The organism is Rhodococcus sp. NPDC055024, assembly GCF_053608585.1.
On sequence record NZ_JBSGVT010000026.1, the window covers coordinates 1 to 24,293 of the forward strand.

The 24,293-nt window shown below is 61.8% G+C and carries 13 protein-coding genes; 4 read left to right on the forward strand and 9 right to left on the reverse strand.

The genetic code is table 11. The features are described 5' to 3' along the window. Positions 1-11,029: amino acid adenylation domain-containing protein (locus ACWF6P_RS30770; RefSeq protein ID WP_452623565.1), on the reverse strand; the 11,029-nt coding region annotated here is incomplete at its 3' end. A gap of 778 nt (positions 11,030-11,807) precedes the next feature. Between ACWF6P_RS30770 and ACWF6P_RS30775 the strand changes: the two genes are divergently transcribed. After that, positions 11,808-13,136, forward strand: coding sequence for a wax ester/triacylglycerol synthase domain-containing protein (locus ACWF6P_RS30775; RefSeq protein ID WP_452623581.1), 1,329 nt, complete (start codon positions 11,808-11,810; stop codon positions 13,134-13,136). A 46-nt stretch (positions 13,137-13,182) separates the two neighbouring features. On the opposite strand, the gene ACWF6P_RS30780 is transcribed toward ACWF6P_RS30775, so the two are convergent. From ACWF6P_RS30780 to ACWF6P_RS30810, 7 genes are read right to left on the reverse strand one after another with little or no spacing between them, the layout of a single operon-like run. Then, complete coding sequence (locus tag ACWF6P_RS30780) at positions 13,183-13,791, reverse strand: 3-oxoacid CoA-transferase subunit B (protein ID WP_452623582.1); 609 nt, start codon at positions 13,789-13,791, stop codon at positions 13,183-13,185. A gap of 41 nt (positions 13,792-13,832) precedes the next feature. Next, on the reverse strand, positions 13,833-14,588 hold the full coding sequence (locus ACWF6P_RS30785; RefSeq protein WP_007730192.1) for a CoA transferase subunit A: 756 nt from the start codon (positions 14,586-14,588) through the stop codon (positions 13,833-13,835). A gap of 3 nt (positions 14,589-14,591) precedes the next feature. Next, the gene (locus ACWF6P_RS30790) at positions 14,592-15,419 is read right to left on the reverse strand and encodes an HpcH/HpaI aldolase/citrate lyase family protein (RefSeq protein ID WP_452623566.1); all 828 of its coding nucleotides are present in this window, start codon (positions 15,417-15,419) and stop codon (positions 14,592-14,594) included. Beyond that, positions 15,416-15,904 (reverse strand): MaoC family dehydratase, encoded by a 489-nt coding sequence (locus ACWF6P_RS30795; protein ID WP_003942078.1) that lies wholly within the window; start codon positions 15,902-15,904, stop codon positions 15,416-15,418. The genes ACWF6P_RS30790 and ACWF6P_RS30795 overlap by 4 nt, the downstream gene beginning before the upstream one ends. Next, entirely contained in the window at positions 15,901-17,064 is a 1,164-nt protein-coding gene (locus ACWF6P_RS30800) for an acyl-CoA dehydrogenase family protein (RefSeq protein ID WP_452623567.1), read from the reverse strand. Before ACWF6P_RS30800 ends, ACWF6P_RS30795 begins: the two co-directional genes overlap by 4 nt. Continuing rightward, positions 17,064-19,103, reverse strand: a complete 2,040-nt coding sequence (locus tag ACWF6P_RS30805; protein WP_452623568.1) for an acetyl-CoA carboxylase biotin carboxylase subunit — start codon at positions 19,101-19,103, stop codon at positions 17,064-17,066. The genes ACWF6P_RS30800 and ACWF6P_RS30805 overlap by 1 nt, the downstream gene beginning before the upstream one ends. A 5-nt stretch (positions 19,104-19,108) precedes the next feature. Continuing rightward, positions 19,109-20,698, reverse strand: coding sequence for a carboxyl transferase domain-containing protein (locus ACWF6P_RS30810; RefSeq protein WP_042453308.1), 1,590 nt, complete (start codon positions 20,696-20,698; stop codon positions 19,109-19,111). Between the two features lie 98 nt (positions 20,699-20,796). Here ACWF6P_RS30810 and ACWF6P_RS30815 point away from each other — a divergent pair, with 98 nt between their 5' ends. Both ACWF6P_RS30815 and ACWF6P_RS30820 read left to right on the forward strand, forming a co-directional pair. Beyond that, on the forward strand, positions 20,797-21,396 hold the full coding sequence (locus ACWF6P_RS30815) for an SACE_7040 family transcriptional regulator (protein WP_003941968.1): 600 nt from the start codon (positions 20,797-20,799) through the stop codon (positions 21,394-21,396). A gap of 48 nt (positions 21,397-21,444) precedes the next feature. After that, a complete protein-coding gene (locus ACWF6P_RS30820) occupies positions 21,445-22,191 on the forward strand; it encodes a GTP pyrophosphokinase (protein ID WP_452623569.1) in 747 nt (248 codons plus the stop codon). A 156-nt stretch (positions 22,192-22,347) separates the two neighbouring features. On the opposite strand, the gene ACWF6P_RS30825 is transcribed toward ACWF6P_RS30820, so the two are convergent. Beyond that, positions 22,348-22,608 carry a GlsB/YeaQ/YmgE family stress response membrane protein gene (locus tag ACWF6P_RS30825; RefSeq protein WP_003942027.1) on the reverse strand — a complete coding sequence of 87 codons (261 nt, stop codon included), beginning with the start codon at positions 22,606-22,608 and terminating at the stop codon, positions 22,348-22,350. 188 nt (positions 22,609-22,796) lie between these two features. On the opposite strand from ACWF6P_RS30825, the gene dctA reads away from it, so the two are divergent. Then, entirely contained in the window at positions 22,797-24,194 is a 1,398-nt protein-coding gene (dctA, locus tag ACWF6P_RS30830; RefSeq protein WP_452623570.1) for a C4-dicarboxylate transporter DctA, read from the forward strand. Positions 24,195-24,293 lie beyond the last annotated feature (99 nt).

A 24,293-nucleotide genomic window follows, 5' to 3' on the forward strand; every position in this document is an offset into this window, starting at 1 on the left:
ACGACTCGTCACCGAACCGCACCGCGGTCCGATCACCAAACCGCGCAGCAGCATCATCGAACCACGCCGACAACGTCGAATCCACACCACGATCGATCTGACCAGCACTGAAGCGGGACAGCAGGTTTCGTTCTCCATCGACCAAGATGTCAACGTCACCCACCGCTACTGTGGGATCAGCAGTCACCGCACGGAAGGTCCGTACCAGCCGATCACCGAATTCCACAACGGTCGACTCGTCGAACAGATCCGTCGCATACGTCAAAGAGGCGGACATTCCGGCGGGTGCGCCGGCCTCGTCGGTTCGTTCGGTCAGGGTCAACTGGAGGTCGAATTTCGCCAACGCAAGATCGGCACTTTCGATCGACACTTCGAGGTCGCCCAGTTCGAGCGTTGTCTGTTCGTGGTTCTGGAATGTCAATGCCACCTGGAACAGCGGATGACGAGCCTGCGAACGAACCGGATCGAGAACCTCCACCACACGCTCGAACGGAACATCCGCATGCGCAAACGCCCCCAGATCCACCTCACGCGCCGACGCCAACAGATCCTTGAACGACATCGACGGATCAACCTCGGTACGCAACACCAAAGTGTTGACGAACATACCGATCAGATTGTCGAGCTGCGCCTCACCGCGACCCGCGATCGGTGTACCGATCGCGATGTCGGTCGTTGCGGACAAACGAGAAAGTACGACGGCGAGCGCTGCGTGAACAACCATGAACGGTGTCGAGTTACTGCTGTGCGCAATCGAATTGACAGCTTCGTGCAGGGTGGCGTCGATATCGAACTCGACCTCGGCTCCGCGCCCTGAAGCGACCTCGGGACGCGGACGATCGGCAGGCAGATCCAACTGCTCCGGAAGATCCGCCAACGCATCCGACCAGAACGCAATCTGCTGCGCGATCACGGACCGCGGATCCTCCTCGGACCCGAGAACCTCACGCTGCCACAACGAGTAATCGGCATACTGCACCGGCAACGGCGTCCAAGCCGGCACCGACGCTCGTGTACGTGCTTCGTAGGCAACCATCACGTCACGGGTCAACGGACCCATCGAGAAACCGTCGGTCGAGATGTGATGCACGACAAACACCAGGACGTATTCGCTGTCGCCGACTTTGAAGAGCTTGGCGCGCAGCGGGACTTCGGACGTCACGTCGAAGCCGACCGTCGCCAGCTCGGCGACGCCCGCAGCCAGGCGACCTTCCGTGATCGACACGGGGCTGAGATCGACGACAACGTCTTGGACGTCGAGGACGTCCTGATATCCGACGCCGTCGACGTCGGGATACACAGTTCGCAGTGATTCGTGTCGGCCCACGACATCGATCACGGCGGCGTCAAGAGCTGCCACATCGAGGGCGCCCGAAATCCTGATCGCTGCCGGGACGTTGTTCACTGCCGACGCGGGTTCGAACCTGTTCAGGAACCACATGCGCTGCTGCGCCAACGAAAGTGGGATCCGAGCTGGCCGGGGCTGCTGCACCAGTGGGGCGGTGGCGCCCGAACCGGCGTGCAGCTCGAGCCGGACGGCGAGTGACTGCACGGTCGACGCTTCGAAGAGCGCACGAACCGGAACGCTTGTGTCGAGCGCCTCTCCCAGCCGAGCGGCGACACGGGTCGCGATCAACGAGTTGCCGCCGAGTTCGAAGAAATCGTCGTCGCGGCCAACCTGTGCGACTCCGAGAACTTCGGAGAACACCTGCGCGACAGTCTCTTCGACGGTCGTGATCGGCGCCCGGTACACCTTGGACTCGAACACGGGCGAGGGCAAAGCCTTGATGTCCGTCTTGCCCGCGGTGGTCAACGGAATCGAATCGAGTACCAGTACCGAGTCGGGGACCATGTAGCCGGTCAGGAACGTCGACACCGACTCGATGACCTGTGCGGGATCCACCTCGGCGCCGGCCTGCGGCACGACGTATGCAACGAGACGATCTCCGAAGTGATCGTCGGAGCGAACAAGAGCAACAGCTTGCGCAACTCCCGTGCAACGGGTCAGCGCGGCTTCGATCTCGCCGAGTTCGATACGGAACCCACGGATCTTGACCTGGAAGTCACTGCGGCCCACGTACTCCACCGCGCCACCGTCGATCCACCGGACCACGTCACCCGTACGGTACAACCGCTCACCCGGCGCTCCGAAAGGGTCTGCGACAAATCGACCCGCCGTCAATGCCGGCTGTCCCAGGTATCCACGAGCGACCTGAACACCCGACACGTACAACTCACCCGCGACACCAACCGGAACGGGCTGCAAGCGGCCGTCCAGTATCCGCGCGGCCATACCCCGAATCGGGCCGCCGATGTTCATGCGATCAAACGCGGTCAGCGCATCACTGATGTTCGAGGCGACCGTCGACTCCGTCGGACCGTACGCGTTGAAGAACCCACGCACACCGCCATCCGGAAGCGGCACCGCCCACTTGGCCACGAGAGACCGCGAACTGGCTTCGCCACCCACGACAACCACCCGCAACGCGTCAAGTCCGCTCGGATCCACCGATGCCAAAGCAGCAGGCGTGACAAACGCATGCGTCACGCCCTCCGACCGCAAGATCTCGGCCAATTCCGCGCCGCCGTACACCGTCGTCGGCGCAATCACCATCGTCGACGCCGCGCCGAATGCCATCAGCAACTCGAGAACCGAAGCGTCGAAACTCGGCGAGGCGAAATGCAGCGTCCGAGCATCCGCGGTTAGCGAATAACGCTCGACCTGCTCGGCACAGAAGTTCGCCACACCGGCGTTGGTGACCACAACGCCCTTGGGCAGACCCGTGGTACCGGAGGTGTAGATGACGTACGCAGGCTGCCGCTCGTCGATCGCGCCGCGTCGATCGGAGTCGCTCACCGGCGCGCAAGATTCGGCCACACACGCCGCGACTGTCGTCTCGTCGTCGAGAACAATCCACGTCAATGCCGACGGCAATCCCGCCTCGACGGCACTGAGCGTAAGACCCAGCACCGCACCGGAATCGGTGATCATGTGGGCGATACGGTCAACCGGATACGTCGGGTCGACCGGTACGAATGCCGCACCGGTTTTCGCCACGGCCCACAGAGCGAGAACCGAATCGGCCGAACGCGGAATCGCGATTGCGACCCGATCCTCCGGCCCGACGCCCTTCGCAATCAGAACACGAGCGAGTCGCGCCGACCGCTCGTCGAGCTCGCGGTAGCTGATCGACTCGCCGCCGAATCGGATCGCGTCCGCCGACGGATCCGAAGCGGCCGCTTCGGTGAGTATCTCGACCAGAGTTCCCGAGACCGACTGGCCTCCACGAACATCGACCAGCGCACCCCGCTCGGCCGCATCGAGAATATCGATGTCACCGACGACAATCGAAGGAACCGACACAACAGTCTCGAGGATACGAACCAGACGGCGAGCAAATCCCTCGACCGTCGAAACGTCGAACAGATCTGCAGCAAACGTGAATTCGGCCGAGAGCCCTTGCTGGATCCCGTCTTCGCCGATCGACTCGGTTACTGCCAGTTCGAGGTCGAACTTTGCAGTGGTTGTGTCGATTTCGGCGGCCTTGATCGCCAGTCCCGGCAGTTCCAATGCCGTTTGCGCGAGATTCTGCAAGGACAGGACAACCTGGAACAGCGGATGTCGGGCCTGCGACCGGGCCGGAGCCAGGACGTCCACCAACCGCTCGAAGGGCACATCCGAGTGAGCGAAGGCTCCGAGCGCCGAATCACTCGCCGCGGCGAGCAGATCCGTGAATGCCCGGGCCTGGTCGACCTCGGTGCGCAGCACAAGCGTGTTGACGAACATGCCGACGAGATCGTCGAGCGCCTCGTCGCCGCGACCGGCAACGGGAGTGCCAACGGCGATGTCCGACGTCCCGCTCAGTCGGGCCATCAGAACGGCAAGCGCCGAGTGCAGTGCCATGAAGAGCGTTGCGTTGTTCTCACGTGCCAGCGCGTCCAGTCGACGATGCACATCCCCGGAGATCTCGAACGCGAATCGTTCGCCGCGCATCGAGGCCACGTCGGGCCGAGGCCGGTCCGACGGAAGCTCGATCACATCCGGTAGGTCAGCCAGAGTCTCGGTCCAGTAGGAGATCTGCTGCGAGATCAGTGATTTCGGGTCGTCTTCGAACCCCAAAACCTCGCGCTGCCACAACGAATAGTCGGCGTATTGCACAGCCAACGGCTGCCACGCCGGCGCAATCCCGTCCTTGCGTGCCGAGTAGGCAATCATGACGTCGCGAGCCAGTGGCGCCATCGACCAACCGTCAGCGGCAATGTGATGAACAACGATCGCGAGGGTGTGCTCGGTGTCGCTGACCGTCAACAGGCAGACACGGATCGGCACGTCGACGGTGACGTCGATCGCCGAGGATCCGATTGCAGCGACTCGACTCTCGAGCTCGTCCGAATCCGAGACCGCTTCGACGGTCAATCCGACGAAAGCCTCTGAAAGCGACAGAATCGACTGCTTCGGTCCGGAAGCCCCGTCGGGGTAAACGGTTCGGAGAACTTCGTGCCGAGCCAACACGTCCTCGAGCGCCATTTCCATCGCGGCCGTGTCGAGATGGCCAGTCAGGTGCAGTGCGAAAGTGATGTTGTAAGCAGCGGAGTCGGTATCGAAACGGTTCAGGAACCACATGCGCTGCTGCGCCAACGACAGCGGAATTTCCACTGGACGCGTCTGCGCGACGAGGGCCTTCTGCCCGCCGCTACCCGCGTGCGACTCGATATGTGCAGCGAGCGCCTCGACCGTGGAAACGTCGAAAAGCGTCCGCACCGGCACGGTGGTGTCGAGCGCCCGTCCCAACCTCGAGGTGACCTGGGTGGCCACCAGGGAGTTGCCACCGAGTGCGAAGAAGTCGTCGTCGAGCCCGACTCGTTCAACACCGAGAACGTCCGCAATCACCTGCGCGACAATCTCTTCCACCGGTGTGGTGGGCGCACGGAACTCGCGGACCTCGAACGTGGGAACTGGAAGTGCGCGGCGATCCAACTTGCCGTTGGAGGTGAGCGGGATTTCCTGCACGATCATGAACGCGGAAGGAATCATGTACTCGGGAAGCTTCTCCGAGACGGCAGACGTGAGCACCTCGGTACTGACGGACGTGTCACCGTCTGCGACGACGTACGCGACCAGTTGATCGCCGAGTCGTTCGTCGTTGTGCATCAAGACGACGGCTTGCACGACCGACTCGAGCGACACGAGCGCGGCTTCGATCTCACCCAATTCGATACGCAGCCCACGCAGTTTCACCTGGAAGTCGCTGCGCCCGACGTACTCCAACTGCCCCAGATCATTCCACCGAACGAGATCGCCTGTGCGGTACATCCTGGAGCCAGGGTCGCCGAACAGATTTGCGACGAACCGTTCTGCTGTCACGTCGAACCGACCACCGTAGCCGCGCCCGACACCAACACCTGCAACGTACAGCTCGCCGATCAGTCCTGCCGGCACCGGATGCAGACGAGAATCGAGTACAAACAAGTCGATGTTCGGAATTGGCGTACCGATAGGCACACCGGCACTGTGCTCGGATGTCGCAGACAGTGCAGATACAACATCCGAAGCCTCAGTGGGCCCGTAGCTGTTGACGATTCGCACTCCCGCCCGCATCAGATGCGAAAGCCTGGAGAGTTGGATCGGCTCGCCGCCGAGGAAGGCTACATCCAGTTGCGTGAGCACCCCATCTGCATCTGCGTCGGAAAGTGCGACAAAGGCGCTCGGCGACATATTCGCGACACGGATGCCAGCTGTTTCGACGATTTCCAGAATTGCGTGCGGGTCGAAACCATCTCCACTCAAATGAAGCGGTACTCCACTACCGAGCGCTGCCCATATGTTCTTCTGTGTGAGGTCGAAGCTCGGTGAGGACGCAACGAGGATCGGTCCGGCTTCGGGCAGCTCCGACCGGTACCACGCGACAGTGTTCTCGATACCTCGCATCGGTACCATCGTCGGTTTGGGACGTCCCGTCGAGCCGGACGTCGAAATCACATATCCGAGATGATCTTTCGCACCCGCGATAAGCCAGGGGTCGTCATGCCGCTGAACGCCGGCCTCCGGTGGAAGGTCAGACTTCACAACGAGTACCGGGATGTCGAGGTCGATGACGTCGACGGTCACGACACACACCGCATCGGTGTCTTCCAGAATCGACTGGGTGCGCTCCTGCGGGAAGGCCGGGTCGATGGGTGCGTACGCGGCTCCGACCTTCCATACACCCAGCATCGCCACTACCCATTGCCACGACCTGGGAACGGTCAACGCCACTACGTCGCCGGGACACACACCGGTCGCTGTCAATTCCAAGGCGAGGAGACCGGACCGTGTGTCCAATTCCTCGTAGGTCAGTGTTCGATCGTCATCCGACACCGCGACGGCGTTCGGCTGAGCGTCTGCTGCCCGGTAGAAGGCCGACAAGATCGACAACTGTGGAGCGCCACTGCGCGTTCCCGCCGACCAGTCGAGCACTCTTGCCGATTCGTCTTTCCCGAACACGGCGATATCGCCGACCTTGGTGTTTTGATCGTCAACGACGGCATTCAGTACGCGGATAAAGCGCTCCGCGAACTTCACCATTGTCGAAGCATCGAAGAGATCGGTCGCGTACGTAAGCGTCGCGTCCAGGCCTTCGAAGTCCGTTGCGCCCTCTTGCCCTTCGGACACCATCAACTCGATGTCGAACTTCGCGATCGGCACCTCGAGTTCTGCGGCCACGGCCTTCACGCCGGAGAACTCGAGCTCACGCCGTCCACTGATCTCCGCGGTCAACGCAACCTGGAACAGAGGGTGACGAGCGCGTGACCGCGGCGGATTAAGAGCCTCTACCAGGCGCTCGAAGGGAACATCCGCATGTGCGTACGCAGACAAGCCCGAATCACGAACTCGCTGAATCAGATTGGCGAACGATTCATCAGGATCGACCTCGGTGCGAAGCACCAGGGTGTTCACGAACATACCGATCACGTCGTTGAGTGCTTGATCGTTTCGCCCACCGATCGGGGCACCGATCGCGATGTCGGAGGTACCACTGATCCGGCTCAGCAGCGTTGCATATGCCGCCTGCAACACCATGAACAGCGAGACGCTCCTCGAGCGCGCCAACTCGTTCAACTTGCGCGTCGTGCGTTCGCTGATCTGAAAATGGTGCTTGGCACCATGATTGGACGCGATGGCAGGACGAGGTCGGTCGGTCGGCAGATCCAACTGATCCGGCAAATCGGCAAGTGCCCGGCGCCAGAAGTTGATCTGGCGAGACGACTCCGAGCGCGGGTCTTCGTCGGATCCCAGTGCTTCGCGCTGCCACAGGGCGTAATCGGCATACTGAATCGGCAGCGGCGTCCACGCCGGCGCCGACTTCTCACTTCGCGCCGAGTATGCGACGAGAAGATCACGTGCGAGCGGACGGAACGACAGTCCGTCCGCAGCGATGTGATGGAGAACCATCACCAGGACGTAGTCCGTCGGAGACACCTCGAAGAGGGCGACCCGTACCGGGATTTCGAGCGTAACGTCGAAGCCGCGGGACGCCACGTCGAACAGGGCAGCCTCGAGATGCGAATTTCGAATCTTGACGGGCTTCAACTCCACCGCTGCACGGTCTACCGGCAGAACCAGCTGTTGCGCAGTTCCGTCGACATCAGGGTAAATCGTCCGCAAGGACTCGTGCCGCGCGAGAAGGTCCATCACCGCGGCATGCAGAGCGGACGGGTCCACCGAACCAGTGAGCCGGACCGTGAACGGAAGGTTGTACGCGGGCGTCGTCGGATCGAGACGGTTGATGAACCACATGCGCTGCTGCGCAAGCGAAAGCGGGACAACGTCAGGCCGAGGCTTTGCGATCAGCGGGGTGAGCTGCCTGGCGTTACCCGCCACTGACTCGGCACGGGCCGCCAAGGTAGCGACCGTGGTGGACTCGAAAAGCTCTCGAACGCCGAGTTGCACTCCCAGTGCCGAGCCGACACGAGTCACCAATTGTGTTGCAACCAGGGAGTTTCCACCTAGTTCGAAGAAGTCGTCGTCGATACCGACGCGCTCGACTCCGAGCACGTCGGCAAACACGTCCGCAACGATGCGTTCGATTTCGGTGCGGGGCTCGCGGTACTGCTTCGCACTAGCGAACACCGGCTCGGGTAGCCCGGAACGATCCAATTTGCCACTCGTGTTGAGCGGCAACGCATCGAGCACCATCAGCGCGGCCGGAACCATGTACGACGGGAGGCTTCGACCGGCAAACTCACTGAGGACCGCAGCATCGATGTTTCGGCCTGGGCCCGGCACGACGTAACCGACCAGTTGATCACCGGTCGGGGTAACGGTCACCAAGACGACAGCTTGGGAAACGTCAGGGTGAGCCAGAAGGACGGTCTCGATCTCGCCGAGTTCGATGCGCTGCCCACGGAACTTCACCTGGAAGTCGGTGCGCCCGATGTAGTCGAGATTTCCGTCCTCACGGCGTCGGACGAGATCGCCGGTGCGGTACATGCGCTCGCCGGCTGTGCCGTACGGATTGGCTACGAACCGATCCGAGCTCAGATCAGGGCGACCCACGTACCCGCGCGCGAGTTGGACGCCGGCGAGGTAGAGCTCGCCCGGCTGACCGATGGGCGTCGGGCGAAGTTGCCCGTCCAGTACGTGTGCCTGGGTGTTCCACTGCGGCATGCCGATCGGCACGGAGGTAGTGTCCGAGGGCACGGCTTCGTAGTACGTGACCGACACTGCGGCTTCAGTCGGACCGTAGAGGTTGTGCAGTCCGGCCCCACAGAGTTCACGAAAGGCCGAAGACGTCTCGGGCGGGAGTGCCTCGCCGATGACGAACACGTGGCGCAACGAATTACAAGATCCGGCAGGTGCATTCGCTGTGAACAGCGTGAGCATGGATGGCACGAAGTCGGTGATCGTGACGCCGAGTTCGGCAATCTTGTTTGCCACGTAGATCGGATCCCGATGGCCGTCCGGAGTCGCGACTACCAGCGTGGCGCCGACCTGCAACGGCATGAAGAATCCCCACAGCGACACGTCGAAAGTCGTAGCGGTCTTCTGCAGGTAGATATCCGATGCAGAAAGCCCGTACTCGGCGTTCATCCACTGAAGCTGATTGTTGATCGCTGCGTGAGTGACTGCGACACCCTTGGGTCGACCGGTCGAACCCGAGGTGTAGATCACGTACGCAGTGTTCGAGAAATGCAAGGGAGACAAGCGATCTGCGTTGACGATCGGCCTGCTGTCGAGCTGTCCGTAGTCGAGAGTGTCGATTTCGATCACCCGCGTACCCTCGGGCAGATCCACGTCGTCTCGAGCAGTGGTCACAACACACGTGGGCTGCGCCGACTCGAGGATGTAGGCGGTGCGGTCGGCGGGATGGTCGGGATCCACCGGCACCCAGGCTCCGCCAGCCTTGGCAATCGCGTACAGACCGACCATCAGGTCCAAAGACCTGCGAATCGACAACCCCACAAGCGATTCGGGCCCAACACCCATCCCGATGAGCTGACGGGCCAAACCGTTTGCGCGGGCATCGAATTCGGCGTACGTCAGGCTGTCGCCTTCGAAAACCACAGCGGTGGCTTTGGGAGTCCGCGCAACCTGTCCCTCGAATGCTTCGGTAATGGTCTGCGAGGCAACCTGGAAGCCGGTGCGGTTCCACAAAGCGACCTTGTTCCGCTCCTCGTCGGTTGCGACAGGGAGATCCCATACTTTGCGGCTCGTTTCGGCCGAGACGAACTTCTCGAGGAACTCCACGAACCGTGAGTGATTTCGCTGGGCGTCAGCGGGCGCGTACAGATTGGGATTCGACTCGAAATCGATGTGCGTGCGGGTATCGCCGACGCTCTGGTAGAGGTTGACACCGAGGTCTTCGATCAAACCCGTGGACAGGATGTGAAGCTCGCCGACGAGGGGCCCGAACGCCAACTCGGTGGAAAACATCATGATGTTGATCCAGGGACCGAAGAATCCGGCCCGGCCCGGCCCGTCACCGCCGCGGACCATGTCCTCGTGTCGGTACCGCTGGTGGCGCAACGCGCCGGACATTTCGTTCCTGACGTCGTCAAGAAGATCCTGGACGGTGGTAGCCGCAGTGACGGTCAGTCGCAGCGGAACGACGTTGGAGACCATGCCACCGGATCGGCGCAGCACGGCTGTCGTTCGACCGGAAACGGGCAGACTCAGCGACACGTCCTCTCGTCCGGTCATCTGAGCGAGGTACGCCGCAAAAGCCGCGACGACCGTTCCGGCAACCGTGGTCTTCTCCACGCGCTCGAGGAACCGCCCGAGCAGCGCCTCGACGTGGTTGGACAGCGCGGCGCTGTCGATCCGACTGACCGGAGCCGGCGCGGCACTTCGACCCGCGAGGCTCGAGATCTCGTCGAGATTCTCGATCTTGTCGGCCCAGTACTTGCGATCGGTCTCGAAACGACTCGACTGGCGGTACTTGTTGTCCACCTCGTAGACGTTCCAGAGATCGGAGGCCTCGCTCGGCTCCGGTTCGCGACCCTCCACACGCGCCGAGTACAACTCCGCCACACGAGTGACGAACGTCGATGCACCGAAGCCGTCGAGAATTGTGTGGTGGACCCGCGTGTACCAGTAGTAGCGGTTCTCGCCGAGACGCAGGATCGTGGCAGAGATCAGTCGGTCCGTGAGCATGTCGATCGGCCGACTGCGATCTGCTCGCATCCACTGCATCGCCGCGTCGTGTGAGTCGTCCTCACTCCGAAGGTCGACGTAGCCGACCGAATCATCAAGTGTGGGGTCGATGATCTGGTACGGCTGAGCGTCGATCTCAAAGATCCGGACGAAGGCCGACCCGATTTCGCGGCCGGCGTCGGCACACGCCTGACGAAGCACGTCGAGCGCCAGCGCTCCACGGAGTTCTACGTACTGCGCGATGTTCACCGGAACAGAGGGATCGAGATGCTGAGCGAACCACATGCCGAGCTGCGCTGCAGAGAGTGGGAATGCGCCTGATTGCTGAACGTCCTCCGGCGAGCTGCCGACCTCCGGCTTGCCGCTCCCCAATTCTCCGTTATTCAGCGAATTCACGCCCACAGCCTCTCTTCCACACCATTGCGCACCCGCCTGAATCGAAGTCCAATTCACAGCAAGTACCGATCCCGTTCGCCCGCAGCGAGCCAGAACCACCCATTATCTCTGATGCGTCAAAGCCACAGCAAAGCAACACCACGCATATCGGGCGGCCCGGTCCGGATTGTTACAATGTCCACGATCACAGACGCAGCGCGGACTCCGCGGTTTTGCTACCCCCAATGCATTAGATGCAAACCAACCGGCCCCCACGCGCAACTGAACCGCAGCCTGCCGAACTGGCCCGGCCGACGGCCCAGAGTCCGAGACAGGCGATCTCGTTCCGATCCCCGAAAACTCTACAGGCTCGCCACTTGCCACCAGTCCCGGCGGTATCTCGTGACAATCGCACCGCCGAAGCGACAAAGCGACCCTGTGGGCAATCGCGGCGGCAATTCAAGTCTTCCACTGTTTCCTGCACACACCGTCCTGCACACAAATCGGAAAGCGGCCTTAGCGACATGCGTCAATAGTGCCGCGCGTAGTCAGTACATATATGCGCCCGTCGATGCCGGCGTCGCGTATACCCCTGCGTGATTGCGCGCTAAGGGTCCGCCGTGGCTAGCCTCCGATTAGGGTCCTCCAAATGAGATCCCAACGGATCTCCGCTATCGTGGGCTGGACACTCATTAACTGGATGACAGATACTGGAAGGTGAATCAATATCCCGAAATACTGTCGCATTAACCCAACAGATGCGTACTACGTCTACAGTCGACATCCTGACATCTATAGCCTGCAGGTCTTCGATTGCGATGACGGCGGTAATGCGCCATCAGCGAGGCAAATTCGCGAGCATCTCGCACAGCGAATAAACAGAATTCCCATTCTTGGAGAACATCTCGAAGACGATCCCGCAAAATTAGACTACCCTTACAGGGTCGCCGACTCCAATGGCATCGATTCGCATATTAACGAAGTCTTCGTCCACGGGAAAACGTTGAGTGAGTGCATGCGCGATTTTTCCCAACTAATGGAGACTCGGCTGGATCCGTATAAGAGCTTGTGGCAGGTTCACGTGCTGCGCGAAATCGTGGATGTACCAGGATCTCGCGGGCCTGCAACCGCATTGGTTTTCCAGTTTTCGCACTGTGCCACCGACGGACTTGGATCAGTCGACCTGGTTCGTGGACTGCTGGCATCGACTCAAACTGTTTGTGAACCCGCGCCCGATGACTTGGCTTCCCGCCCGCGCCTCCGCCACTCGATGTTCGGAGCGGTCCGGGGCTCTTACAACTTGCTGCGACTTGCTTCGCTCACAGCAGGCAACTACGTCCGGTCAAGGACATCGAAGGCCGCCGAAACAATAGAGTTGCCGATCCCTGGATTTCTCGCGGGTCCATCGCTCGGGAGACCAATGTCGCGAACATTTCCACTGGCCCTCGCCGATCTTCGAGTACCTGGTTTCACAGTCACGGAAACTCTCGCAACCGCGGTCTCCCTCGCAATCGAGCGCTATGCAAAGGCCTTCGAACTACCCATTGCGGCATACCGATGCAATGTCCCGGTCGCGCTTCCCCCACGTGCCACCAGCCGTGATCTCAATCGGATCTCCCCCTGTGCGATCGATCTCCACCTGCTTACTGAAGATTTGACGCTTCGAGCGAGCTCGATCAGTCAAGAGCTGAAGGACGGAAAGCAGGCCGCAACTAGCACCGCCGCGGAGAAATTCAGATCATTTGTGGACCAAGTGCCTGCGCCGGCTCTTCGCATCTTCACTCGGATTGAAGCGCGAAAGCTCGAGGTCCCTTGTGAACGAGTTGGTGTGCACACGAAGCTGGCCAGCTATCGCGCGGGTCCAGCAGATACAACTCTTGCCGGCGCACCGGTACTGTTTGCCGGTTCGTTGCCGTCGATAGGTTTCAACATTCGACTTGCTCACAACGCAATTGGGTTGGGGGACACAGTTGGCTTTTCTATAACCGCAGCACCCGAGGCGATTCCTGATATCGAATTCTACGAGAAGACCGTCAGATCATCGATCGTTGACGTAGTCACAGCGCTGCGCCTGGGTGTGTCATCTGACAGCAGCCAAGACGAGTATGGCCGTACAAACCCGGTATGAACGACCATATACTTCGACTGAATCCCGCTCCCTTACCTCTGGTCGGCTAATCGGGTAGGGCCACACCAGTCACACTCTTCAGGTGTTCACTGGTGACACCTGGAGCCAGCTCTACAAGCTCCAGCCCGTCCGCGGTGACGTCCAGCACCGCGAGGTCGGTGATGATCCGGTTGACGACGCCCTGACCGGTGAGCGGCAAGGTGCACGCCTCGACGATCTTGGGGTTACCGTCGCGATCGGTGTGCTCCATCACCACAATGACACGTCGGGCTCCGTGGACGAGGTCCATCGCTCCGCCCATGCCCTTCACCATCCTGCCTGGCACCATCCAATTGGCGAGGTCGCCGGTCTTCGACACCTGCATACCGCCGAGCACCGCGGTGTCGATGTGACCGCCGCGGATCATGCCGAACGAGAGGGCGGAGTCGAAGTAAGCAGCACCCGGGTTGACGGTTACGGTTTCCTTACCGGCGTTGATGAGGTCGGCATCGACCTGATCGTCGGTGGGGTACGGTCCGGTGCCGAGGATGCCGTTCTCACTGTGGAGAACTACCTTGACGCACTCCGGCAGGTAACTGGGGATCAGCGTCGGCAGGCCGATACCGAGGTTGACGTACTCCCCTGGCCGCATCTCGGCAGCAGCGCGAGCGGCCATCTCGTGGCGAGTCCAACCGATACGGGTTTCCTCTGAGCTGCTCACTTGGTGCCTCCTGAGACGGTCCGCTTCTCGATCCGCTTCTCCTGTGGGCCCGTATGCACGACGCGCGCGACGAACACTCCAGGTAGGTGCACGTGCGCGGGGTCGATGTCGCCCGGCTCGACGAGGTTCTCCACCTGTGCGATGGTGATCCGTCCCGCCATGGCGGCAAGCGGGTTGAAGTTCATCGCCGTCTTGTTGAAGACGAGATTGCCTTCGGTGTCGCCGTAGTCCGCGTGCACGAGCGCGAAGTCAGCGGTGATCGCCTCTTCCAATACATACGTGCGGCCACCGAACACTGCCGTCGCCTTCGGCGGAGACGCCACGGCAATCGAACCGTCGGGGTTGTATCGCCACGGCAAGCCGCCCTCGGCGATCGGTGTGCCGACCCCGGCAGGGGTGTAGAACGCCGGAATGCCGGTGCCGCCTGCTCGCAACCGCTCGGCCAGGGTCCCCTGCGGCGTCAACTCCACCTCGAGTTCACCGGCGAGATACTGGCGGGCGAACTCCTTGTTCTCCCCCACGTACGACGCCGTCACCCTGGCGATCCGGTGCGCGCCGAGCAGGATGCCGAGACCGTAGTCGTCGACACCGCAGTTGTTGGAGAACACCTCGAGATCGGTGGCATCGCCGTCGGCGATCGCCGCGATCAGCGCGTCGGGAATACCGCACAGCCCGAAGCCGCCCACTGCGAGCCTGGATCCGCTCGCGATGTCGGCAACTGCCTCAGCTGCCGTATTCACGACTTTGCTCATCCGTTAGTTCTCCTTCTGATGAAAGACTCCGGCTCGGTGAAGAAGCTTCTCGGCGTGACGGAGAACGGGAGCGTCGACCATCTTGCCCTCGAACGCGAACACACCACGTTCAGTAGACACCGCGGCAAGCACTCGTGTGGCCCAGTCGATCTCTTTTTCCGAAGGCGCGAAGGCTCCGCGAATGACCTCGACCTGACTCGGGTGGATCGCAACCTTCACGTCGAAGCCGACTGCGACGGCGTCAGCGGACTCGACGCCGAGGCCGACGAGGTCCTTGATGTCGAGGTAGACGGAATCGACAGCCAACCGGCCGTAGCTCTTCGCAGCGAGGAGGGACGTAGAGCGAACGTGCTTGGCAACGTCGCGGTACGAACCGTTCGGGTGCCTGCTCGAATTACCGCCGAGACCTGCCACAAGATCCTCGGCACCCCACATGACACCGATGGCGTTCGCAGCAAGCGCGATGTCGGCCACGGCGAGGGCTCCTCGCGGGGACTCGACGAGCGCAACCACGTCCGCCGGTGCGAGCGAGAGGACGTCCTCGGCCGATTCACACTTGGACAGCATGAGACGCGAATAGTGTGTGCCGTCCAGCGCGATCAGATCGAGTTCGTGATCAGGTGTACCGACCGGATTGACGCGCACGACCGTCCGCTCCGGATCGAGAGGCGTGTCGATCAGGGCCGCACGCGCAGCTTCCTTGTCGGCCGGAGCCACACCGTCTTCGAGATCGAGGATCACGACGTCGGCGACAGCGGCGGCCTTCGCGTAACGCTCGGGTCGATCCGCCGGGCAGAACAGCCACGCCGGCCCCGGCGGCGTCCACGTCATGAGGACACCTCGGCCGGGCGGAGCTGCACCAAGGTCTTGCGCGTGGCGAGTGCCACGACGTCACCGTGCTGGTTGCGTCCGGTGTGCACGAGCGTCACGATGCCTTCGCCCGGACGGCTCTTCGACTCACGCTTGTCCGCGATGAGCGTCTCGGCGTACAGGGTGTCGCCGTGAAAGAGCGGCTTCGGGAAGCTGATCTCGGAGAAACCGAGATTGGCGACGATGGTGCCCTGCGTCAACTGCGCGACCGAGAGGCCAACGATTGTCGAGAGGGTGAACATCGAATTGACGAGCCGCACACCGAATTGAGTGTCCTCGCTGTACGCCGCATCAAGATGCAGCGCCTGCGTGTTCATCGTCAGAGTCGTGAACAGGACGTTGTCAGCCTCGGTCACCGTTCGACCTGGCCGGTGCTCGTAGATCGCGCCGACCTCGAACTCCTCGAACCAGAGTCCGCGCTGAGTGATCTTCTTGGGGTTCGTCACAACCCTGCCTCACGAGCGATGAGCATCAACTGCACCTCGGTGGTTCCCTCTCCGATTTCGAGGATCTTGCTGTCACGGTAGTGACGCGCGACGGCGTACTCGTTCATGAAGCCGTATCCGCCGTGGATCTGGGTGGCGTCGCGAGCGTTGTCCATGGCAGCTTCGGAGGAGATGAGCTTGGCGATGGATGCCTGCTTCTTGAACGGCTTGCCCGACAACATGAGTGCGGCCGCGTCGTAGTACGCGGTACGTGCGACGTGTGCACGAGCCTCCATACGCGCGATCTTGAAAGCGATGGCCTGGTTGTGTCCGATGGGGCGACCGAACGCCTCGCGCTCCTTCGCGTACTTGATCGACTCGTCGACGCAGCCCTGGGCGGCACCGACGCTCAACGCGGAAATGGCGATGCGGCCTTCATCGAGGATGCGCAGGAAGTTTGCGTAGCCGCGGCCGCGCTCACCGAGCAGATTTTCTTCGGGGACACGAACATCGGCGAATGTAAGGGGATGGGTGTCGGACGCGTTCCAGCCGACCTTGTTGTATGCCGGTTCGGCCGTGAAGCCGGGCGTCGTGGTCGGCACGAGGATCGTCGAGATCTCCTTCTTCCCGCCGTCCTTGACACCCGTGACCGCGGTGACCGTCACCAGCTTGGTGATGTCGGTGCCCGAGTTGGTGATGAACTGCTTGTTGCCGTTGATGATCCACTCACCGCTGTCGAACTTCGCGGTGGTCTTGGTTCCGCCGGCGTCACTACCCGCACCGGGTTCGGTCAGGCCGAAGGCAGCCAAGGACTTACCGCTGGTGAGCTGCGGAAGCCACTCTTGCTTCTGTGCCTCGTTACCGAAACGGTAGATCGGCATGGCACCAAGGGACACACCGGCTTCGAGAGTGATCGCGACGCTCTGGTCGACCTTGCCCAGCTCTTCGAGCGCCAGGCAGAGTGCGAAGTAGTCGCCACCCATTCCGCCGTACTCCTCGGGGAAGGGCAGGCCGAACAGTCCCATGTCCGCCATCCCGGCAACTACCTCGTACGGGAAGGTGTGGTTGGCGTCGTGCTCGGCAGCAACCGGTGCCACGGCGGTCTTGGCAAAGTCGGCGACGGTCTTGGCGAGCTGCTGGTATTCGTCCGGAAGCGCTCCGGTGGCAAGGTAATCGGACATCAGGCGTCTTCCTTCTGCGTCGTGTTCTCGGTCTTTACTTCTGCAGTCTCTTCGTCTTGGGCAGGTACCACGCGGGCCAGAACCTGATCCACCATCACCTGATCGCCCTGACGGACAAGCACTTCCACGATCCCGTCGATCGGGGACGTCAAGGAGTGCTCCATCTTCATGGCCTCGACCACGACGAGTGGTTGTCCCGCGCTCACTGCTGCGCCGTTCTCGACGTTGACTGCGATGACGGCACCGGGCATGGGGCTGGCGATTTCGGCGTCGCCGGCGTGCTTGTCCTCACCGCGAACGCTGACCTCGGCGACCTCGCGCACGTGCCAGGTTCCGCCGCCTGCCAGCCACAAACCACCGTCGGTCTCGGCGACGACAAACGTGCGTCGGCGTCCGTCGATCACTACCGCCAGTTCGGATCCCGTCAGGGTCGCGCTGAATGCTCGCGGCTGTGAGCCTTCGACCTCGACCTTCGCCTCGGCCGGAACGCCGACGATCGCAACGTGCGCCGTTCGGGTGCCGGCGGAGAGCCTGATGCTGGTCGGAGCGGGGATTCCGACGCGCCATCCGCTCGGGACGTCCCAGGGATCAACGGATTCCGAAGTTGTCCACCGCGAGAGCCAGCGATAGGCCGCGGCAGCAATGAGAACCTCGTCGGACGCGTCGGCCGCAACGAAGTCTTCGACGCGACGATCGAGGAGACCGGTGTCGAGGTTGCCCGCGATCACATCCGGATCGGCGAGGAGGAATCGTGCGAATTCGATGTTGGTCACGACTCCGAGCACTGCGGTGTCACCGAGTGCGCGATCGAGCTTGCGCAGTGCGCCTGCACGATCGGGAGCGTGGGCGATGACCTTGCTGAGCATCGGGTCGTAGTCACTGCCGACGACGGTGCCCGCGAGCAGTCCGGAATCGACGCGCACGCCGGAACCTGACGGCTCGACCAGATCGACGACGCGGCCGCCGGTCGGCAGGAACCCACGGCCCGGATCCTCCGCGTACACACGAGCTTCGATAGCGTGCCCGGTCAGTGTGATGTCGCTCTGGGAGAAGGCCAACTTCTCCCCTGCTGCCACACGAACCTGCCATTCGACCAGATCCAGCCCGGTCACCATTTCGGTGACGGGGTGCTCGACCTGCAGGCGGGTGTTCATCTCCATGAAGAAGAACTCGTCCGGCTTGTCGGCGGAGACGATGAACTCGACAGTGCCGGCGCCTGTGTAATCGACGCTTCGAGCGGTGTTGCACGCTGCCGCGCCGATCCGGTCACGGGTCACCTGATCGAGCAGCGGCGACGGAGCCTCTTCGATGACCTTCTGGTGACGCCGCTGCAGGCTACATTCGCGCTCACCGAGGTGAACGACGTTGCCGTGCTGGTCGGCGAGAACCTGGACCTCGATGTGCCGGGGCCGCAGTACGAATCGCTCGAGGAACAGGGTGTCGTCGCCGAACGACGACGCGGCCTCACGGCGGGCACTGCGAAGAGCCTCGGCCAGATTGGCCGGGTCCTCGACCAGGCGCATTCCCTTGCCGCCGCCACCCGCCGAAGGCTTGACCAACACCGGGTAGCCGATGTCCTCGGCCGCTGCGATCAGTTCTTCGTCGGTCAGATTCGGGCGAGCGATACCCGGGACCACCGGCACGTCGAACGCGGCAACCGCATTCTTCGCGGTGATCTTGTCGCCCATCACCTCGATGGCCCGCTCGGAGGGGCCGAGGAAGGCGATTCCGGCGGCCGCGCAAGCAGCCGAGAACGCCGAGTTCTCCGACAGGAAGCCGTAACCGGGGTGAATACCCTGAGCACCGGTGGACTTGGCAGCGTCGATCACCTTGTCGATGACGAGGTAGCTTTCACGCGCCGCGGCCGGTCCGATGTTGACGGCAGTGTCCGCCTCGCGGACGTGGCGAGCATTCGCATCGGCGTCGCTGTAGACGGCGACGCTGCGAATTCCCAACTCACGCAGCGTGCGGATCACGCGAACCGCGATCTCACCGCGGTTAGCCACGAGAACAGTATCGATAGTGCGCAACTCAGTCATTTCGCTCACATCCGGAAGACGCCGTAGGAGACCGGCTCGATCGGCGCGTTCGCGCACACCGAGAGAGCCAGGCCGAGAACAGTTCTGGTATCTGCGGGGTCGATGACACCGTCATCCCACAGCCGCGCAGTGGAGTAGTACGGATTTCCCTGAGCCTCGTACTGCTCGCGGATCGGCGCCTTGAAGGACTCTTCGTCCTCGGCCGACCACGGATTACCCGCGCTGTCGAGCTGGTCACTACGAACGGTCGAGAGCACCGACGCGGCCTGCTCGCCGCCCATGACCGAGATGCGCGCGTTCGGCCACATCCACAGGAAGCGAGGCGAATACGCGCGTCCACACATGGAGTAGTTGCCGGCGCCGTAAGAGCCGCCGATGACAACCGTCAGCTTCGGAACTCGGGCACACGCAACTGCCGTGACCATCTTGGCGCCGTGCTTGGCGATGCCACCGGCCTCGTAGTCGCGTCCCACCATGAAGCCCGCGATGTTCTGCAGGAACAGCAGCGGCACACTGCGCTTGTCGCACAGTTCGATGAAATGTGCTCCCTTCATCGCGGATTCGCCGAAGAGAACGCCGTTGTTGGCGATGATGCCGACCGGATGTCCCTCGATGTGGGCGAAACCGGTGACGAGCGTCTTGCCATATTCAGCCTTGAACTCCTGGAATGCGCCACCGTCAACGAGCTTGGTGATCACCTCGTGCACGTCGTACGGAGTACGGGGATCGGTCGGAACGACGTCGTAGAGCTCGCTCTGGTCGGCAACGGGCGGAACCGTGGAGATGACATCCCACGGGCGCTCGGAGCGGGGGCCGAGTGTGGCAATGATGTTGCGCACGATCCGAAGTGCGTCGCGGTCGTCCTCGGCCAGGTGGTCGGTGACGCCGGAAACCTTGGAGTGCAGGTCGCCGCCGCCGAGTTCTTCGGCCGTCACGATCTCGCCGGTAGCAGCCTTCACGAGCGGCGGGCCGCCGAGGAAGATGGTGCCCTGGTTGCGGACGATCACTGCTTCGTCGCTCATCGCGGGCACGTAGGCGCCGCCCGCGGTGCACGAACCGAGAACTGCGGCGATCTGGGGAATCCCCTTGGCGCTCATGGTCGCCTGGTTGTAGAAGATCCGGCCGAAGTGCTCACGGTCCGGGAAGACCTCGTCCTGGCGCGGCAGGAAGGCGCCGCCGGAGTCGACGAGGTAAATGCAGGGAAGGTTGTTCTGCAGCGCAACTTCCTGCGCGCGCAGATGCTTCTTCACCGTCATCGGGTAGTAGGTGCCGCCCTTGACCGTCGCGTCGTTGGCAACGATGACGCACTCACGACCCGACACACGGCCGATACCGGTGATGACGCCGGCGCCGGGGCATTCGTCGTCGTACAGGCCGTTGGCCGCCAGTGGGGACAACTCGAGGAACGGACTGCCCTGGTCGAGCAGCGAGTCGACGCGATCTCGCGGCAGCAGTTTCCCTCTGCTCACGTGGCGCTCGCGAGAGCGCTCGTTGCCACCCAGCGCTGCTTGCGCCAGTTTCTTCTTCAGTTCGTCCACCAGAACGGTGTGATCGGACCGGTAGCCCGATCCTTGCGTGATTCCACTGGGAGTCATCCCGCCGCCTTCGCCATGAGTTAATGCTCGATAACTGAAACTAGATTAACTATGATTAACTGAGTTGTCCAGAACACAAGCGAAGAAAGATCGAGAGAATGACCTCTGAGCAGGTAGCAGCTCCGACGCGACGCGATCAGATGAAGGCCGACCGTCGACGTCAGCTCTTGGACGCCGCCGCACGGTTGATCGCCGAACGCGGATTCGTGAGTGTGCGACTCGAAGACCTCGGCGCGGCCGTCGGTATCAGCGGCCCGGCCGTGTACCGGCATTTCCCCAACAAGGATGCCGTCCTCGTGGAACTTCTCGTCGGCATCAGCACACGCCTGCACGAAGGCGGTTCTGCGGCAGCGGAGGCAGCGGACTCACCGAGCGCTGCTCTCGACGCATTGGTGGAGTTCCACCTCGACTTCGCACTGGGCGAGCCAGACCTGATCCGCATCCAGGACCGCGACCTCGAAAGCCTGCCGGCCGACGCGCGTCGACAGGTACGCCAGACGCAGCGCAAATACGTCGAGGTGTGGGTCGGGGTGCTCGAGCAACTCGATCCCCAACTCGATCAGGCGGACGCACGAATCAAAGCGCATGCAACTTTCGGTCTGATCAACTCGACCCCTCACAGCGCCAACCCAGCTTCGCCGGCACGCGCACGTCGCGTCCTGCGGGATATGACACTGGCCGCACTGCGCACCCACTGAAACCGGACACGGCACAATCGGTGGCAGACTGGTTACACCAGCTAACAGATGAGGGTGCCGAACGTGGAAGACAGCAGTGGGGTCAGCAGGGCCGATTTCGCCGAGCTGCGGACCGAGTTCTCCCGCTTCATGATGTTGTACCAATTCGGAATCTCCGAACTGATGACCAAAGTGAACATCCTCAAGGACGAGTTCACGCACATCAATCAGTACAGCCCCATCGAACACGTGACGTCACGGGTCAAGTCGCCGGACAGCATCCTGCGCAAGGCTCAACGACTGAACATCCCGCTCACGATCGACGACATCTCGAAGAACATCTTCGACATCGCCGGAGTACTCATCACCTGCAGTTTCATTTCCGACACGTACCGCATAGCCGAGATGCTCACCAGCCAGACGGACCTTCGGGTGATCGAGCGCGAGGACTACATCGCCGATCCGAAACCCAACGGCTACAAGAGCTTGCACTTGATCGTCGAGGTGCCGGTTTTCATGAGCGACCGCGTCCGGCACGTTCCGATCGAACTCCAGATCCGCACCATCGCGATGGATTTCTGGGCGAGCCTCGAACACAAGATCTACTACAAGTACAACCGCGAGGTTCCCGTCGAACTCCTCGACGAACTCACCGAGGCTGCGGCCGCGGCACACCGTCTGGACGTGAAGATGGAACGCCTCAACGACGAGTTCGCGAAGATCAAAGCGCTACCGCATCCTGACGACGAAATCCTCGAGCAGGATCTGCCGGCACAGTTCCTCGAGGCCTTGCATCTTCAGCGACGGGCGCTCTGAATTTGCGCGCCCCTCCCCTGAGCGAACGCGCCTTTCGGCGCATCTGAGGCGACGAGAGTGCCGTTCGCTCACAACTGGGGTCGGACAACTAGGGCAAACCAAAAGTGCGCCCTCCCGAACTTCGGGAGGGCGCACTTCTCGAATTGCGTTGGCTTGCTATTTCTTGCCAGTGACGGCGCTGTAGCCGATCGAGAGCACGGCCGCCGCGGCGATGCTGATGATCCAGCGGATCCAGTCGATTCCACCCGTGTCGCCCTTGTCCGAGATCGCTCCCCAGACCCAGTACCCGATAAGCGCTCCGGCGATACCCAGCACGACGGTCACGATCATGCCGTACTGCTGCTTACCTGGCAGTACGAGACGAGCCAGGATTCCGATGACTGCGCCGAAAATGATGGTTCCGATAATTTGCCCCATGACAGCCCCTCTCACACGTCGTGCATGCACGCGGACGGAAGATCACCGCTCAGGGAAACAATAACCACCGTCACACACAACTGTCGCTTGTTGACCGAATTGTTGTCCGAGATGCAACCTGGACGTGTTACACGCAGGACATTCGCGAGTTATTCTTTCGCAATCAAGCAGACCTAGCGTTCTCATCCATGCCCACTTCCGTAAAACTGCCGAACAGCGAGCTCGCGCGACTCGCCAACAAGCCGCCCTGGTACCGATCACTGTTCGTGCAATTGATCGCCGCTATCGTCATCGGCGTTCTCATCGGCTGGTTGTGGCCGGAATTCGGCGCGAATCTCAAGCCCCTCGCCGACGGCTTCATCAAGCTGATCAAAATGCTGATCGCGCCGATCATCTTCTGCACCGTCGTGATCGGCATTGCTCACGTCGGGGATCTGAAGGCCGTGGGGCGTATCGGCGTCAAAGCACTCATCTACTTCGAGGTCGTGACCACCTTCGCCCTGTTGTTCGGGCTGCTCATCGGAAATCTGATGAAGCCGGGTGCGGGATTCAACATCGATCCGGAGACGCTGGCGAACGGTGCGGACGCCGTGGCCGCCAAGACCGGAAGTGGCGAACTTCCCCACACCGTGGAATTCCTGCTCAACATCATTCCGGTGTCGATAGTTTCGGCCTTCGCCGAGAACGCACTCCTCCAAGTCCTCTTCTTCGCCGTACTGTTCGGGCTCGCCTTGGCCAAGGCAGGTGAGAGTGGACCACCAATCGTGTTCGAACTCGTCGATCGTCTGAGCCATCTGTTCTTCACGATCATCGGCTGGATCATGAGACTGGCGCCGTTGGGCGCTTTGGGCGCGATGGCGTACATCGTCGGCCAGTACGGGATCGCTTCGCTCGGAAGTTACGGAAAGCTGATCGCTGCATGCTATCTCGCGGCCGTCCTGTTCATCCTCATCCTGGCGGCGATAGTCAGGTACTTCGCGGGCGTGAATCTGTGGAAGTTCGTCAAGTACATCAAGGACGAACTCTTCCTCGCGTTGGGAACGGCGTCGACCGAAGTAGTTCTGCCCCGAATCATGGTCAAGCTCACCAACGCCGGATGCTCGCGCACGACAACAGGATTGGTGGTGCCTACCGGCTACTCGTTCAATCTCGACGGCGCCACACTGTACCTGTCGATCTGCATGCTGTTTCTGGCTCAGGCACTCGGCGTGGACATGACACTCGGTGAACAGATCACTGCCGTCCTGGTACTGATGCTCACATCCAAGGGAATGGCCGGGGTACCGGGATCTTCGTTCCTGGCGCTGTCCGCCACCGTGGCCGCAATCGGTCACGGCGCAATTCCGGTAGCCGCAGTCGCCCTCCTACTGGGCGCCGATCGAATCATGGACTCGATGCGGGTGTCGGTGAACCTGCTCGGGAACTGTGTCGCAACCTTCGTGGTCGCCAATTGGGAGGGGCAGCTCGACAAGGAGCGCATGCGCCGCGTGCTCGACGGCGAAGACGTTCCGCCGCTCGAGGAAGTCGATCCGCTCACTGGGAAAACTGTTACGGCACCCGAAACCGAAGGAATCCTGACACGGTAGGTGGGTGCCGGCTGCGGTTTGCACATCGGAAATCGGTGCTGAAGAGTCGCGGGGGCCGACTTCACTGGAAAATCCAGACCGACAGCTACAAAAGCAAAA